The 15,732-nt window shown below is 67.7% G+C and carries 8 protein-coding genes; 3 read left to right on the top strand and 5 right to left on the bottom strand.

Annotated features, from left to right (window positions below; translation table 11 throughout):
- Positions 1–8: 8 nt before the first annotated feature.
- Entirely contained in the window at positions 9–1,196 is a 1,188-nt protein-coding gene (locus tag FHW85_RS07195) for an efflux RND transporter periplasmic adaptor subunit (RefSeq protein WP_168647818.1), read from the bottom strand.
- A gap of 399 nt (positions 1,197–1,595) precedes the next feature.
- Entirely contained in the window at positions 1,596–4,889 is a 3,294-nt protein-coding gene (locus FHW85_RS07190) for a TonB-dependent receptor (protein WP_168647817.1), read from the bottom strand.
- Between the two features lie 550 nt (positions 4,890–5,439).
- Between FHW85_RS07190 and FHW85_RS07185 the strand changes: the two genes are divergently transcribed.
- The gene (locus FHW85_RS07185; protein ID WP_168647816.1) at positions 5,440–7,188 is read left to right on the top strand and encodes a glucan ABC transporter ATP-binding protein/ permease; all 1,749 of its coding nucleotides are present in this window, start codon (positions 5,440–5,442) and stop codon (positions 7,186–7,188) included.
- A gap of 491 nt (positions 7,189–7,679) precedes the next feature.
- On the opposite strand, the gene lptG is transcribed toward FHW85_RS07185, so the two are convergent.
- Together lptG and lptF are read right to left on the bottom strand one after the other, a co-directional pair.
- Positions 7,680–8,783: an LPS export ABC transporter permease LptG gene (gene lptG, locus FHW85_RS07180; protein ID WP_167257006.1), complete on the bottom strand. Its 1,104-nt coding sequence runs from the start codon at positions 8,781–8,783 to the stop codon at positions 7,680–7,682.
- Positions 8,783–9,892 (bottom strand): LPS export ABC transporter permease LptF, encoded by a 1,110-nt coding sequence (gene lptF / locus FHW85_RS07175; RefSeq protein WP_167257007.1) that lies wholly within the window; start codon positions 9,890–9,892, stop codon positions 8,783–8,785. Before lptF ends, lptG begins: the two co-directional genes overlap by 1 nt.
- Before the next feature lie 100 nt (positions 9,893–9,992).
- On the opposite strand from lptF, the gene FHW85_RS07170 reads away from it, so the two are divergent.
- Both FHW85_RS07170 and FHW85_RS07165 read left to right on the top strand, forming a co-directional pair.
- Positions 9,993–11,492 carry a leucyl aminopeptidase gene (locus FHW85_RS07170; RefSeq protein WP_168647815.1) on the top strand — a complete coding sequence of 500 codons (1,500 nt, stop codon included), beginning with the start codon at positions 9,993–9,995 and terminating at the stop codon, positions 11,490–11,492.
- Between the two features lie 120 nt (positions 11,493–11,612).
- Positions 11,613–12,035, top strand: a complete 423-nt coding sequence (locus FHW85_RS07165; protein ID WP_167257009.1) for a DNA polymerase III subunit chi — start codon at positions 11,613–11,615, stop codon at positions 12,033–12,035.
- 86 nt (positions 12,036–12,121) lie between these two features.
- Here FHW85_RS07165 and FHW85_RS07160 read toward each other — a convergent pair whose 3' ends face one another.
- Entirely contained in the window at positions 12,122–15,703 is a 3,582-nt protein-coding gene (locus FHW85_RS07160; RefSeq protein WP_168647814.1) for a hybrid sensor histidine kinase/response regulator, read from the bottom strand.
- Between the last annotated feature and the right edge of the window lie 29 nt (positions 15,704–15,732).

The following is a 15,732-nucleotide window of genomic DNA, read 5'->3' as shown; positions in this document are numbered from 1 at the left end:
ATGAGTCCTCAGTGCGCCGCGGCGGCCGCGTGTCCGCCGGCGGCGGCAGCAGCGGCTGCGCCGGCTTCGCTGGCGTGCACGGGCGTGCCGGGCTGGATCGTCTGCAGGCCTTCGACGATCACCTTGTCGCCGGCGGCCAGGCCGCCTTCGACCAGCCACTGGTCGCCGACGGTGCGGCCGACCTGCACTTCGCGCAGTTCCGCCTTGCCGTCCTTGCCGACGACCATGGCGGTGGCGCCGCCCTTCGGATCGCGCGAAATACCCGCCTGCGGCACCAGCAGCCCGCGCGGATTGCTGCCCTTGTCGAGCACCGCGCGCACGTACATGCCCGGCAGCAGCACGCCTTCCGGATTGGGCACGATCACGCGCAGCGCGAAGCTGCCGGTGGTGGGGTCGACGCTGACGTCGGCGAACTGCAGCTTGCCGTCGTGCGCGTAGGTGCTGCCGTCTTCGAGCAGGATCTTCACCGGCGTGCCGCCGGCTTCCTTCAGCGAGCCGGCGGCGATGCGCTTGCGCAGATCGAGCAGCTCGCCGCTGGACTGGGTGACGTCGATAAAGATCGGGTCCATCTGCTGCACGCGCGCCATCGGCTCGGCCTGGTTGGCGGTGACCAGCGCACCCGGCGTCACCGCGGACTTGCCGATGCGCCCGGTGATCGGCGACACGATGCGCGCGAAGGCCAGGTTCACGCCGGTGCTTTCCACCTGCGCCTGGCCGGCGGCGACGTCGGCCTCGGCCTGGCGCCAGGTCGCGGTGGCGGTTTCGTCGTCCTGCTTGCTCACCGCGTCGATGCGCGCCAGCTCGCTGGTGCGCCTGGCGTTGAGTTGCGCCGAATACAGCGCGGCCTTCGCTTTCGCCAGCGTGGCCTTGGCGTTGTTGTTTTCCGCGCGATACACCGCGTCATCCAGCTGGTACAGCGGCTGGCCCGCCTTCACCAGCGCGCCTTCCTCGAACAGGCGCTGCTTGACGATGCCGTTCACCTGCGGCCGCACTTCGGCGATCTGGAACGCACTGGTGCGCCCCGGCAGTTCGCGCGTGACGGTGACCGCCTGCGGCTTGAGCGTCACCACCGTGACTTCGGCGGGACCGCCCTGCTGCGGCGCCGCCTGCTGGCCCTTGCAGGCGGCCAGGGTAAGGACGGAAGCGGCCAGGGCCGTCAGGGCCAGGCCGCGCAAGAAACTGCGATTTGAAGACATGAGAGACCTCGGTCCCTGCCGATGGGGAGGGGCGGCAGAACAAGAGTGAACGATCATTCTCATTATTGAACCGAAATGACGGCTCGGTCAATTGGACTAACGGCACGGGGGTAAAATGGCCGTAGACGGGCGCAGGTCTTTTCCGAACATGGCCCGAGCATGGAGGGAAGCGGCACAGGCTGCGTGCCGCTTTCTGCTCAAAACGGGTTTACCGCTCTCGCGCGCCGCGGGCAATTTCTTGCGAATAGATGGCGACACCCGGCCCCCAGGCCTCGCTGAAATAGCGCGTCGGCGCAGGTTGGGGTGAGCCGCAGGCGAACCCCAAGGTCGGGTGCATCGGATGGCTGGAGTTTGCCTTCGGCTCACCCCAACCTGCGTGGGGCGAGCCTGCAGCTTGGCTCAGAACGTGTACCGCAGCGTCGCCTGCACCGACCACCGCGACTGCGCGCGGTCGTCTTCCAGCACATAGCCGCCGCTGTTGAAGTTGCCGTTCTTGTCGGTGGGCAGCGCATACACGTACTTGCCCGTCGCCGGGTCGACACCCGCGAAGTTGGCAAGGCTGCGCATGTACGGATAACCCACGTCGCGCACCTGGCCCCAGCGCTTGTTCACCATGTTCAGCACGTTGAACAGGTCCAGCCGCAGCTCGCCCTTGTTGCCCTTGAACAGGCCGGGGATCTCCTGGCGGAAGGCCAGATCCAGCTCGTTCACCCATGGCGAGTGCGCGCCGTTGCGGCCCGCCACCTTGCCCTGGTGGTCGCGCAGGTAGTCGTCGCGCTGAATGAACGCATAGAACTGGTCGATCGCCTGCTGCGGCGTGCCCTTCTGGAACTGCACCTCGCCCGGACGCGGGATATACATCAGCCCCGGCGGCGCCGAGAGGCCGGCCGGCTTGATGCCGCTGACGTCGTTGCCGAACACCCAGCTGTACGGCTGACCGGTATGGCCGTCGTAGAACGCGCTGATGCTGGTGGTGTAGTCGCCGAAGAAACGGTGCTGCCAGGTCAGCGAGGCGATCACGCGGCGCGCGATCTCGAAGTTGCTGTGGCTGGCCTTGTCCGCGTTCGGCTGATACACCGCGTCGTTCGCCCAGGTGCTGGCGGCCACTTTCTCGTTGCCGGAGCTGACGTCGGTGGAGCGGCCGAACACCACGCCCAGCGAGCCGGACCAGTCGGAGTCGGCAGTGAACGGGCGGGTGAGCTTCAGCGTCAGGTAATCGGCCGAGCCGTTGCGCGTATTGCTCAGATAGATGACGTTGCCGAAGCGCTGGTCGCGGTTGGCGCGCGCCACCGCGCAGCTGCGGTCGGCGGTGGCGCACAGCGACTGGCCGGAGGGGCTCTTGCCGGTGACCAGGAAGGCGTTCGGGTCGGTGGTGTTCCAGTAGCTCAGGCGGCCGTCCGGCAGGGCGCCGTTGGCGCGGCCGAGGTTGAGGTCCTGGAAGTACACGCCGTCGCGCGTGGACAGATGCTCCATCTCGGCGGTGAACACCGTGTTCCACCACGGCAGCTGGCGATCGAAGCCCAGGCTGGCCTTCCACACCGAGGGCATGCGGAAGCGGGCATCGGTCACGTCCACTTCCGGCGAACCGCCCTTGCGTGCGCCGGCCGGAATCAGCGGGTTGTTCGGATCGGCCGAGAAGCCCACGCCATTGGAGGCCGAGTAGCTGGTGAGCGACACGCCGTTATTGGTGTACGGGTTTGACAGCCACACGCCCGGAGGCGCGCCTTCGGACAAGCCCACGCCGCCGCGCAGCTGCATCGCGCGCTCGCCGTCGAAGCTGTAGTTGAAGGAGATGCGCGGCTCGAACAGGCCGTTGCCGTCGAAGCTGGCATTGTTCGGCGTGCCCGGATAAGCGGCATTGAACACCGGATTGGCCAGCGGCGTGCTGCTCACCTTGGGCAGGTCGTAGCGGAAGCCGTACTGCAGCGACAGGTTGCCGATCTGCCAGGTGTCCTGCGCGAAGAAGCCCCACTGGTTGAGTGTCCAGCGCGCGGCGATGCTCTGCAGGTTGCCGTCGGTGGGCCGGAACACGGAGTACTGGAACCAGTTGCCGGCCGCGAAGGCGTCGATGCTGGGGAAGGTGTACGCGCCGAACTCGGTGCGGCCGAACAGGTTGTAGAACTTGTCGCGCTGGAAGTCGAAGCCCACCTTCACGCTGTGGTCGCCCAGCGCCCAGGTGCCGGCGAAGAAGGTGTTGAGGCTCTTGATGTTGAGGATGTTGTAGTGGCGGAACTCTTCCTCGCCCAGGTACACGCTCGGGCCGGTGATGGTGCTGCCGCTGATGTTGCCGTTGGTGAACACGCGCACCTGCGGCTGCTGCGCGAACGGCACCGGCGTGGCGTCATAGGTGGTGTAGGACACCGCCGCCTCGGTGGAGAAGCTGTCGGTCCAGGCGTCGTAAGCATTGAGCACGTACTGCTTGCTCTGGCGGTGCTTGGTGAACCAGTAGCTGGAAAGGCTCAGGCTCGGCGTGGTGGACGAGGTGCTGTAGCCGTTGAGGTTGGGCTGGGTGCTCTTGACGCGGTCGAAGCGGAAGCTCACGCGGTGGCCGTCGGCGATGTTCCAGTCCAGCTTGAACAGCGCGCGCTTCTCGTCCTGGTCGGCGCCGGCGGCATTGACCACGCCGGGCTTCATGCCGAGCTGGCTGGCGATCTGGCTGATGCGGTCGATGTCGGTCTGGGCGATCGGCACGATATTGCCCTTGCCCGAGCCCTGCGGCCCGAAGTTCGGCGCGGCGGCGATGGTCTTGGATTCCTCGACGTTGGCGAAGAAGAACAGCTTGTCCTTGATGATCGGGCCGCCGAAGGTGGCGCCGCCGGTCCACTGGCGCTTGTAGCCCGTGAACGGGTTGCCGGCGCGGTCCTTGCCCACCCAGCCGTCCGCGTTGCGGTAGGCGTAGTAGGCCGAGCCGTGGAAATCGTTGGTGCCGCTCTTGGTGACGATATTGATCGCCGCGCCCACCGCGCGCTTGTTGGCCACGTCGTAGTTGGCGGTGGAGATGTTGTATTCCTCGATCGCATCCAGCGCCACCGGCTGGTTGAGCGCCGGCAGGCCGTTGTCTTCCAGGCCGAACGAATCGTTGGTCGGCACCGCGTCGATGCTGATGTTGTTGTAGCGGCTGTTCTGGCCGAGCGCGGAGATCTCGCCCTTGCTCTTGTTGGTCACCGTGATCATCGGGTCCATCCGCGCGATGTCCTGGATCGAGCGGTTGGGAATCGGCAGCACCTTCAGCTCGCGCTGCGAGACATGGGTGCTGATGCCCCTGGCGTCCGGCTGGAAGATCTGCGCCATCGCCACCGCCGAGCTGTCGGCGCTGACCTGCACGCCCTGCAGGTTGGTGGCATGGGCGGCGGCAGCGCCCAGGCTCAGGTCCAGCGTGGTCTCCTGCGCCAGCTGCAGGTAGACGCCGTCCTTCTCGGCGGAAGCCTGGCCGTCCTTGCTCACGGTGATGTCGAACGGACCGCCCACGCGCAGGCCCTGCGCCTTGTAGCGGCCGTCGGCATCGGTGCTCACCACCTGGGTGGTGCCGGAGGGCACGTGCACGATCTGCACGCGCGCACCGGCCACGGGCTGGCCCGCCGCGTCGAGCGCGCGGCCGCTGAGCGAGGAGGAGGTGTTCTGCGCGAAGGCCGGAGCGGCCAGCAGCGAGGCAATGAGCAGCGGCAACAGCCGCGCGCGCGGACTGACGTTCATGTCGTTCCTTTTCCCTTTGTTCGGCGGACGGGCCGCCCCCAGAAAGCCGCCCAAAACGGGTGGCGAAAGCGCCGAAGGTTAGAGGGGGTTTGTGACGCGGAGGTGATGTGTGCGTCACAGAGTGCGGGGTGCAAAGCCCCTCTCCCTCTGGGAGAGGGGTTGGGGTGAGGGTACGGGCGGAGCGCAAGAGTGATGTGCACCGCTCCGGCCGAACCCTCATCCGGCTGCCGCCCCCTTCTCCCGGAGGGAGAAGGGTTTCACCTTGAGTGTCGAGGAATACCGCGGCGTCGGTGGTGCCACGACGCTGAGCCCCTCTCCCTCCGGGAGAGGGGTTGGGGTGAGGGTACGGGCGGAGCGGAAGAGTGATGTGCACCGCTCCGGCCGAACCCTCATCCGGCTGCCGCCACCTTCTCCCAAAGGGAGAAGGACACTTCAGATTGAAAGTTATGGTAACCACCAGCCCTAGCCGATGTGGCCGAATTCCGGCCGCGCGCCGCCCCATGCGATGCTACGCGCCACGCGATACCGCGCCTTACGGGAAGCCGTCGCCTTGTCCTTCCTGCGCCTCTACCTGCGCGTGCTCGGCCTGCTGGCGCCGGAGCGCAAGCTGGCCATATCGCTGGCGCTGGCCAATCTCGCGCTGGCCGGCGTGTTCTTCCTGGAGCCGGTGCTGTTCGGCCGGGTGGTCGATGCGCTGGCCGCGCCTTCAGCCAAAAGCGCGCCGCGCCTGATCGCCTGGTGGGCCGTGGTCGGCTTCGGCGGCGTGCTGGCCGGCGTGTGGGTGTCGCTGCATGCGGACCGCCTCGCGCACCGCCGCCGCCTCGCGGCGATCGCGCTGTTCTTCGAGCATGCGGCGGCGCTCTCGCTGGGTTTCCACAGCGAGCACCACACCGGCCGGCTCGCGCGCATCATGAACAATGGCGTGGGCAATCTGTTCGGCCTGTGGCTGGGCTTCTTCCGCGAGCAGCTGGCCACCTTGCTGGCGATCGTGGTGATGATCCCGCTGGCGCTGTGGATGAACTGGAAACTGGCACTGCTGATGGTGGCGCTGATGCTGAGCTTCGCCACCTTCAACGCGGTGGCGGTGCGCCGCACGCACCGCGCGCAAGGTGAAGTGGAGGAACTGCACCACGAGATCGCCACCCGCGCCGGCGACGTGTTCGGCAACGTGACGGTGGTACAGAGCTTCACCCGCCTGGCCGCCGAATCGGCTGCTTTGAAAGACATGATGCGCCGCGTGCTGGATGCGCAGTATCCGGTGCTGCGCGGCTGGGCCATCCTGTCGGTGCTCAACCGCGCGGCGAGCACGCTCACCATCGTGGCGATCTTCGCGCTGGGCAGCGCGCTGCATGCGCGCGGCGAGGTGACGGTGGGCGGCATCGTCAGCTTCGTGGGTTTCTCGATGATGCTGATCGGCCGCCTGGAGCAGCTGGCGAATTTCATTTCCGGCCTGTTCTTCCAGAGCCAGTCGCTGCGCGATTACTTCGCCGTGCTGGACGAACGCCCCGGCGTGGTCGACGCCATCGGCGCGAAGGACCTGCCCGCGGTGCGCGGCGAAGTAGCATTCGAACACGTGAGCTTCGGCTACGACCCCGTACAGCCCGCGCTGCACGACCTGAGCTTCCGCGCCGAACCCGGCACCACCATTGCCCTGGTCGGCCCCACCGGCGCCGGCAAGACCACCGCACTCAGCCTGCTGTACCGCGCCTACGACCCCAGCGGCGGCCGCATCACCATCGACGGCCACGACATCCGCGACATCACCCTGGAATCCCTGCGCTGGAACGTAGGCGTGGTATTCCAGGACCCCGGCATGTTCTACCGCTCCATCCTGGACAACCTGCGCGTAGGCAAACCCGACGCCGACCACGCCGAAATCGAGGCCGCCGTAGTTGCCGCGGAAGCAGCCGCATTCATCGCACGCAAACCCGAAGGCTACGAAACAATGGTGGCCGAACGCGGCCGCTCACTGTCCGGCGGCGAACGCCAGCGCCTTGCCATCGCACGGGCCATGCTGAAGAACGCCCCGATCCTCGTACTGGACGAAGCAACCAGCGCCCTGGACAACACCACCGAAGCCCGCATCCAGAAAGCGCTGGATGCCCTGACGCGCGGCCGCACGACTTTCGTCATCGCACACCGCCTTTCCACAGTGCGCAATGCGGATCTGATTCTGGTATTGGATCAGGGAAGATTGATCGAACAGGGCCGCTTCGACGAATTAATTCGGCGCGGCGGCCTGTTCGCGCGGCTGGCTGAGGAGGGAAAGTTTGCGCCGGATGCGGAAGAGGTGAAGTAGCGCCCGATGCGGCGTTAACGCGAGCCCCGGCCCCTCACCCTGCCCTCTCCCCGGAGGGGAGAGGGGTGATGGCGTGAGGTAAGCAGGAACGAAGAGCAAAGGCCGGCGCCAGTCCTTGAACATCCTCTTCGCCACGGCACGTTGAAGCACCCGCTACGTAAACGCACTGTGGTTTCGTGTAGACCCAGGTTAATCAGGTTACCGCAGCCGCCCACCGCTCCTTCTAGTCGCGTCGCGAGCCTTGGCTCTCAGGCCATTTCTTTTGGGTTACTTTTTCTTTGGGCCAGCAAAGAAAAAGTGACTCGGGCGCCGGCAGGCGTCCGAAATGCCCGCTGCATAAGCGGCCAGTTCGCGTCACCGCGAAAACCAAACGATACCGTTACTGGATGATTCGCTTCGCTCACCCCTTCGGGGCCGCCCTACGGGCGTTCTTCGCGCTACGCGCTCGTCCGGCCTACGCCGGGATGACGAGCAGGTCGCAATGAAGAGCACTACCCGTGCTTACGGAAGTACAACCACGCCGCGACAGCCAAAATCACCGCCGGCAACAAATTCGCCAACATCGGCGGCACGCCATACACAGTGCCAAAATTCACCATAGCCTTCTGCAGGAAATACCACCCGATCGCCAGCAGAATGCCAATAAACATCCGCTTACCCAAGCCACCCGAGCGCAGCGTCCCAAACGCAAACGGCATCGCACACAACACCAGCACCAGCACATTCAGCGGATACAACGCCCGCGTCCAGAACGCCACCGCATACACACCAGGATTCTGGTTATTCGCCTCCAGATAGCGAATATTCCGCCGCAAATCGCGCATAGGCAGATACTGCGGCTGAATCACCGATTGCTCCAGCACCTGCGGATTCAAACTCGAATCCCACTGCTCCCTAGGGCTCACCTTGCTGTGCGTACCCGCATCATCCAGCGTAGTACTGCGCACGTCGCTCATGATCCAGTGGCGGCCGTCGTGCTCGGCGGTCTTGGCCCAATCGAAGCGGGTGAGCTGGCCGTCCTTGCTCAGCGTGAACACGCGCACGTCGGCCAGCTGCACCGTGCTGCGCTCCTCGTGCTGCTTGGCCATGGCGGCCTTGGCATTGATCACGCGGTCACCGTCGCGCGCCCACAGGCCCATATTGCCGGCCATGCCGATATTGCTGGACTTCATGCGCAGCTGCATCGCCTGCGCCTGGCGGTCGCCCCACGGCGCGGCCGTTTCGCCCAGGATCACCACGCCCAGGATCATCGCCGCCACCACGCCCACGGCCGATACGCCGATGCGCAGCTTGGACATGCCCGCCGCGCGCAGCGCGGTCAGCTCGCCGCTGGCGGCCAGGCCGCCCAGGCCGAGCAGGCCGCCGATCAGCGCGGAGTGGCCGAACATCTCGTACATGCGGCGCGGGAAGGTGACCAGGATGTACACCACCGCATTGGTCAGCGTGTAGCCGTTCTTGCCCACCGAGGCGAGCTGGCGCAGGAACTGCAGCACCGCGTCCAGGCCGGTGAGCAGCAGCCACACGGTAAGCAGCGAGCCGAGCACCGTGGTGCCGATCAGCCAGTCCACGCGCTTGAGCCGGAGCGACACGGCCATCACGCTTTAGCCTTGCGCGGTGCGCGCGCCACGTACTGGCTGCGGAACATCCACGCGGCGCCGGCCAGGATCAGCAGGCTCACCAGCCACAGCGGCCCGGCGTTGTGCCAATGGCCCTTGATGATCTGGCCGCGGCACAGGGCCAGCAGGTTGAAGTAGAGGAAGAACGCGGCCACCGCCAGCATCATGCGGCCGTAGCGCGGTTCGCGCGGGCTCTGCTTGGACATCGGCAGCGACATCATCATCAGCACTACCGCCATCAGCGGCACCGTGATGCGCCAGGCGAACTCGGCGCGGCCGTCGGCGCTGGTGACGCGCGACAGCGCGATGGTGTCCAGCGTGTGCGCGGGATCTTCGTCGCTGTCGTCGTTCTGCACGCTGGACAGCGCGGCGTCGTTGCGCGCGTAGCTCATCTTGCGCCAGTTGTCGGCGCCCAGCGGGATCTCGTACTGCCAGCCGTCGTGCAGCGACAGATAGCGGCCGTCGCCGCTGGTGTCCTGATAGAGCTGGCCGCTGCGGCCGGTGACCACTTTCAGCACCGCAGGGCCGTTGTCCTTGCCGGGGCGCTCGGTGACCATCAGGGTGTTGCCCAGCACGCTGCCGTCACGGCTCAGGCTGTCGACGAAGATGATGCCGCCCTTGCCCGGCAACTGGGTGAAGCGGCCGGCGTCGAGGCCGGCGGCGATCACCGAGCGGTTGGCGTTGGCCACCAGCGCATCCGAGGTGCGCGCGGCCCACGGCCCCAGCCACATCGACACGATGCCCGAGAGCAGCGCCAGCCCCAGCGCCAGGATGCCCACCGGACGCAGCAGGCCCATCGGCCCCATGCCGGAAGACGCCAGCACGTGCATCTCGCTTTCGCGGTACATGCGGCCCAGCGCCCAGAACACGCCGAGGAAGCCGGCCAGCGGCAACAGATTGGACAGGCCGTCGAGCATGTTCAGGCCCAGCACCTGGAACATCACGCTGGCCGGAAAGCTGCCGTTCGCCACCTGCTGCAGCACGCGCGCGAATGCCGAGCCGGCCATGATGACCAGCAGCACGATAGCCACGGCGGCGACCGTCTGGGCCAGTTCCCGCAGGAAGTATCGGTCGAGGATGCTCAGCATGAGGTAAAGTTAAAGGCTCCGTGCCGCGCCCGCTCGGGTCCGGCAAACCCCAAGTCTAGCCTGTCCGCCGCTCCGGCAGGACCTCCGCAGGATCTTATCGATGACGCTCCAGTTCAGCCTCGGCCCCGTCGCTCCCGAAACCGTCGACACCCCCTGCCTGGTAGTGGGCGTGTACGAGAACGGCGTGTTCAGCAGCGCGGCCGCCCGCGTGGACACCGCCGCCCAGGGCGCGCTCAAGCGCCAGGTGGAGAGCGGGGACATCAGCGGCAAGGCCGGCAGCACCAACCTGCTGTTCGCGCCGGAAGGCGTGATGGCCAGGCGCGTGCTGGTGGTGGGCCTGGGCGGCCAGAAGTCGTTCGACGGCGCGCGTTTCCAGAAGGTGTGCATCGAAGCGGCCCGCGCGCTGGGCCGGCTGCCGATCGAGGCGGCGGTGTCCTGCCTGACCGAAGTGGACGTTCCCGGCCGCGACGCCGCCTGGCGCGTGCGCATCGCCGCGCTGGCCGCCGACCACGCCGCCTACCGCTATACCGCCACCTTCAAGCTGCGCGAGAAGAGCGCGCAGCCGGAACTGGGCGCGCTGGCCTTTGCCGGCGGCGACGAGGGCAAGGCCGGCCTGGAGCAGGCCGCGGCCATCGCCGAGGGCGTGCGCTTCGCCCGCGAGCTGGCCAACCTGCCGCCGAACATCTGCAATCCCGCCTATATCGCCGCCCAGGCGCAGGCTTTCGCCGAAGGCCAGGACAAGGTGGCATGCCGCGTGCTCGACCACGTGGAGATGGAAAACCTCGGCTTCGGCTCGCTGCTCGCGGTGGGCCGCGGCTCGGCCAACAAGCCCAAACTGGTGGTGCTGGAGTACAAGGGCGGCGCCGAGGGCGACAAGCCCTACGCCTTCGTCGGCAAGGGCATCACCTTCGACACCGGCGGCATCAGCCTCAAGCCCGGCGCCGGCATGGAAGAAATGAAATACGACATGGGCGGCGCGGCCGGCGTGCTCGGCGCCTTCGTCGCCACGGTGAAGCTGGGCCTGCCGGTGAACCTGGCCTGCGTGGTGCCGGCGGTGGAGAACATGCCCGACGGCGACGCCTACCGCCCCAGCGACGTGCTCACCAGCCTGTCGGGCCTGACCATCGAAGTGCTCAACACCGACGCCGAGGGCCGCCTGATCCTGTGCGACGCGCTCACCTACACGGCGCAGACCTTCCAGCCCAAGGTGCTGATCGACGCGGCCACGCTCACCGGCGCCTGCGTGGTGGCGCTGGGCAAGCACGCCAGCGGCCTGATGAGCAAGCACGACGACCTGGCCGCCGAACTGCTCGCCGCCGGCGAAGCCTCGCTGGACCGCGCCTGGCGCCTGCCGCTGTGGGACGACTACCAGGTGCAGCTGGATTCCGGCTTCGCCGACGTGGCCAATATCGGCGGCAAGAACGCCGGCGCGATCACCGCCGGCTGCTTCCTGGCGCGCTTCACCGAAGGCCAGCGCTGGGCCCACCTGGACATCGCCGGCACCGCCTGGGACGAAGGCCGCAAGGGCATGGCCACCGGCCGTCCGGTGCCGCTGCTGGCGCAGTGGCTGCTCGACCGCGTCTCTGACGCGGGCGCGTAAACGCGCAGGAATAGGGAATAGAGAATAGGGAATCGCAAAAGCCCCCCAAGGCTTGCGCGCCCCGCTCTTCCTATTCCCTATTCCCTATTCTCCATCCCCTATTCCCAGGCCAAGCCCACCATGCCCCGCGCCGACTTCTACCTCATCGACAAGCCGCGCTTCCGCGAACAGCCGCTGCTGCTGGTGTGCGAGCTGTCCAAGCGCGCCTATGCGGCGCAGCAGCCGACGCTGATCCTCGCGCGCGATTTCGAGCAGGCCGAGGCGATCGACCAGCTGCTGTGGGATTTCGACGAGGACACCTGGATCCCGCACCAGATCGCCGGCGACGAAGAGGACGACAGCACCGCCGTGCTGATCGTGCCGCCGGGCGTGGAAACGCCCGACCGCCCGATGCTGATCAACCTGCGCGAAACCTGCCCCGCGGGGCGCTTCGAGCGCGTGCTGGAAGTGGTGGCGGCGGAGCCTGCGGAGCGCGAGGGTTCGCGCACGCGCTGGGGGGAATACAAGCGGCTGGGCATCGAGGTCGCCAAGCACGACATGTAGGTTGGGGTGAGCCGCAGGCGAACCCCAACGCTGCGTTGCACATCCTGAAGTAGCGATGTTGGGGTTCGCCTTCGGCTCACCCCAACCTACGTCGCGGGCTCGGCCACCACAGTCGCCGCCAGCGCTTCCGCCAGCTGCTCGCCGGTCAGCGGCTTGCGCAGGAAACCGTCCATCCCCGCGGCTCGCGCGCGCTCTTCCTCATCGCCGCCGGAACGCGCGGTGATGGCGATGATCGGCAGATGCGTGCCGCTGTTTTCGCGCTGGCGGATCAGGCGCGCGATCTGGAAACCATCCACGCCCGGCAGGTCCAGATCCAGCAGCATCACGTCGGTGTCGTTCTGCGCCAGCTCGGTCATCGCCGCCAGGCCATTGCCCACGTAGCGCACCAGATGGCCCTGTCGTTCGAGCAGGCCGCGCACCACCGCCGCGATGATGGTGTCGTCTTCCACCAGCAGCACGCGCAAGCCGGCGGCACCGGAGGCGCGCGCCGGAGAGGTGCTGGGTGCGGCTTCTTCCTGCACCACCTCCAGCGGCAGGTGCACGTGGAAGCTGCTGCCGTGCGCCACCTTCGATTCCAGTTCGATATGGCCGCCCATCAGCGCCACCAGCTCGCGGCAAATGGCCAACCCCAGGCCGCTGCCGGCGCGCCGCTGCGGCCCGTTGGCCTGCTCGAAACGCTGGAATAGCCGCGCCTGGCTGGCTTCCGGAATGCCGGGGCCGGTGTCGATCACGCTGAAGCGCAACTCGCTGCCTTCGCGCCGCGCGCGCAGGATCACGCTGCCGCGCTCGGTGAACTTCAGCGCGTTGTTGGCCAGGTTGAGCAGGATCTGCTGCACGCGCAGCGCATCGCCCATCACCCGCGCCGGCAGGTCGTCGGCGATCTCCAGCTTGAAGGCCAGGCCCTTGGCGCGCGCCTGGCCCTGTTCCAGCGAGGCGATGTCGCGCAGCAGCGCGCGCGGATCGAATGGCGCCAGGTCCAGCGACAGCTTGCCGGCTTCGATGCGCGCCAGGTCCAGCGCGTCGTTGAGCAGCTTCAGCAGCATCTTGCCGGAGCGCTGGATCGCTTCCGCGTACTCCTGCTGCTGCGCGCCCAGGCCACTGTTCAACAGCAATTCCGCCATGCCCATCACGCCGGTCATCGGCGTGCGGATCTCGTGGCTGAGCGTGGCCAGGAACTGCGTCTTCGCCGCGCTGGCCTGCTCGGCCAGGCGGCTACGCTGTTCGGCCAGCTGCATCTGGTGGCGCTGCGCCAGGCGGCGGCGCCATACCAGCAGCGCCATCCAGGCGAACATGGCGACCGCCAGCACATACATGCACCACGCCCACCAGCGTTCCCACGGCGGCGCCTGCACATGGACCTGCAGCGGCGCGGACACCAGGCCCCATACGCCGTCGGCGCCCGCGCCCATCACGGTGAGCGTGTAGTCGCCCGGCGGCAGGCTGGCGAATTCGCGTTCGCCGCGCGTGCCGGTGTCCACCCACTCGGTGTCCAGGCCTTCCAGATGGAAGCGGTAGCGGTTCACCGCGGGGTCGATATACGAGAACACGCGCGCTTCGATATTCAGGCCGCGCGCATGCCAGTCCAGTTCCAGCGGACCGCCGCCCAGCACCGTAGGCTGCAGGCCGTTGCGGCCGCGCACGCTCACGCCGGTGATCGCCACCTGCGGCTTCGGCGCGTCGGCTTCGTCCTGGTCGGGATTGAACGCCACCACGCCGCCCATGGTCGGCGCGTAGATATAGCCGTCCGCCATGGCGGCGTAGCCGCGCACGAATTCGCCGTTGCTCAGGCCGTCCTGCAGGCCGAAGGTGCGGAAGCTGCCGGTGTCCGGATCGAAGCGGCGCATGCCGTCGCGGCCGAGCATCCAGACGCGGCCGCGCTTGTCCAGCGCCAGGTCCGCCACGTTTACCGAGGGCCAGCCCTGGCGCGCATCGACGCGGCGCTCCAGCACGAAGTGCTCGCCTTCCAGGCGATAGCGCTCCAGGCCATCCGGGCGCGCCATCCACATGCGCTTGCCGTCGGGCGTGAAGATGAAAGCGTCGACCTTGCGGTCGTTGCGCACGCCCGGCACCGGTTCGAAATGATCGTAGCTGTGGTCCAGCCGCCACAGGCCGCCATCGCTGGCATACCAGAACACGCCGCCGACCAGGGTGAGCTGCGCGCCCCAGCGCGTTTTTTCCTCGGCCGGAAGGAAACTCACCGGCGTCACCTCCAGCGTGTCCTGGTCCACGCGGAACAGGCCTTCGGCGAAGGTGCGCGCATAGAGCTTGCCGTCGGGGCCGACTTCCACTTCCAGCGGATGCACCATGCCACGCCCGGCGGTGGGCACCTTGTCGAGCTTGCCGCGCGCGTAGCGATACAGGCTGCCCTGGGTGGCGACCCACAGGCGGTCGTGGTCGTCCTCGGTCATGCCGATCACGTCGCCGCGCATCTCGGTGATGACGTGCTCGGCCTTGCCGGTGACCGGATCGAGCTTGTCGACGCGGCCGCCGCGCTCGCCCACCCACACGCGCCCGTCGTGGCCGCGCGCCATCGCGGTGGCCACGCCGTCGCGCAGGCTGTCGGCGTCTTCCGGAATGTGGGTGAAGCGGCTGATGCCGCTCCAGCCCGGCGCGAGATAACCCACGCCGCCGTCGAACAGCGCCACCCACAGGCCGCCTTCGCGGTCCTGCTTGATCGCCCACACCCAGGTCCCGGGCAGGTTGCCGTACAGCAGCGGCTGGTCCAGCACTTTCTTCACCGGACCGCCGCGGCGCATCTGCAGATACAGGCCGCGCTGCGTGCCGATCCACAGGCGCCCGGCGCGGTCGCGCACGCTGCTGAGCACGTTGAAGTCGGCAATGTCCTTGCAGAACTTGCGCGCGATGCCGTCGGTGCCCACCACCAGCAGGCCGTGCGCGGCGGCGATGCGCACTTCGTCGCCGTCGCCTTCGATGCGCCACACCGAGATGGTTTCCTTCGGGTCTTCCTGCGGCACCTGGCTGATGCGGCCGTCCGGCTCGCGCACGTAGACGCCTTCGTCGGTGCCGATCCAGATGCGGCCCTTGGGGTCCAGATACAGCGCGCCCACCGCGCCGAAACCGCTGGGGTCGTTGCTCGGCGGCGGCGCGGCGATGTGGTCGAAGCCGCTGCCGTCCGGACGCATGCGGTCCAGGCCGTGCTGCGTGCCGATCCACAGCGCGCCGTCGGGGCCGACGATGGCGTCCCACACTTTGTCGCTGGCGATGCTCTCGGGCACGGCCGGGTCGTGCGCCCAGTGCTGGAAGGTCTGCGTGGCCGGATCGAAACGGTTGAGGCCCGCTTCCAGTCCCGCCGCCCACAGCTGGCCCTTGCCGTCGAACAGCAAGGTGGCGATGCCGTTGTCGTGCAGCGAGCGCGGATCGTCCGCCACGTGGCGATACACCTTGAACGCCACGCCGTCGTAGCGCGCCACGCCGCCCTTGGTGCCGAACCACATGGCGCCGTCCGGCGCCTGCGCCACCGCATACACGCTGCTGCTGGGCAGGCCGTTGAAGGTGCCGTAGCGGCGGAACTGCGGCGTGGGCAGCACGCCGGCCATGCCGGCGGACGCCGCGGGCGCGGGCATGGGGGCATGCCCCTCCGCGGCCTTGTCGGCGACGGACGCCGACGGTGCGAGCAGCGCTAGGCCCAGCAGCAGTGAAGACAACATGAATTTCCCCCTAAGCAGGGGGATCATGC

The organism is Dyella sp. SG609, from assembly GCF_012275375.1.
GTDB lineage: Bacteria > Pseudomonadota > Gammaproteobacteria > Xanthomonadales > Rhodanobacteraceae > Dyella_D > Dyella_D marensis.
Note: the sequence above shows the minus strand (reverse complement) of the source record. Positions and strands in the feature narration are given on the sequence as shown.

What these genes read in the sequence shown, in the direction of transcription:
- FHW85_RS07170 (WP_168647815.1), top strand. Translation starts at nt 9,993, where the DNA reads ATGACGCTCCAGTTCAGCCTCGGCCCCGTCGCTCCCGAAACCGTCGAC.
- lptG (WP_167257006.1), bottom strand. Translation starts at nt 8,783, where the DNA reads ATGGCCGTGTCGCTCCGGCTCAAGCGCGTGGACTGGCTGATCGGCACC.
- FHW85_RS07160 (WP_168647814.1), bottom strand. Translation starts at nt 15,703, where the DNA reads ATGTTGTCTTCACTGCTGCTGGGCCTAGCGCTGCTCGCACCGTCGGCG.
- FHW85_RS07195 (WP_168647818.1), bottom strand. Translation starts at nt 1,196, where the DNA reads ATGTCTTCAAATCGCAGTTTCTTGCGCGGCCTGGCCCTGACGGCCCTG.
- FHW85_RS07165 (WP_167257009.1), top strand. Translation starts at nt 11,613, where the DNA reads ATGCCCCGCGCCGACTTCTACCTCATCGACAAGCCGCGCTTCCGCGAA.
- lptF (WP_167257007.1), bottom strand. Translation starts at nt 9,892, where the DNA reads ATGCTGAGCATCCTCGACCGATACTTCCTGCGGGAACTGGCCCAGACG.
- FHW85_RS07190 (WP_168647817.1), bottom strand. Translation starts at nt 4,889, where the DNA reads ATGAACGTCAGTCCGCGCGCGCGGCTGTTGCCGCTGCTCATTGCCTCG.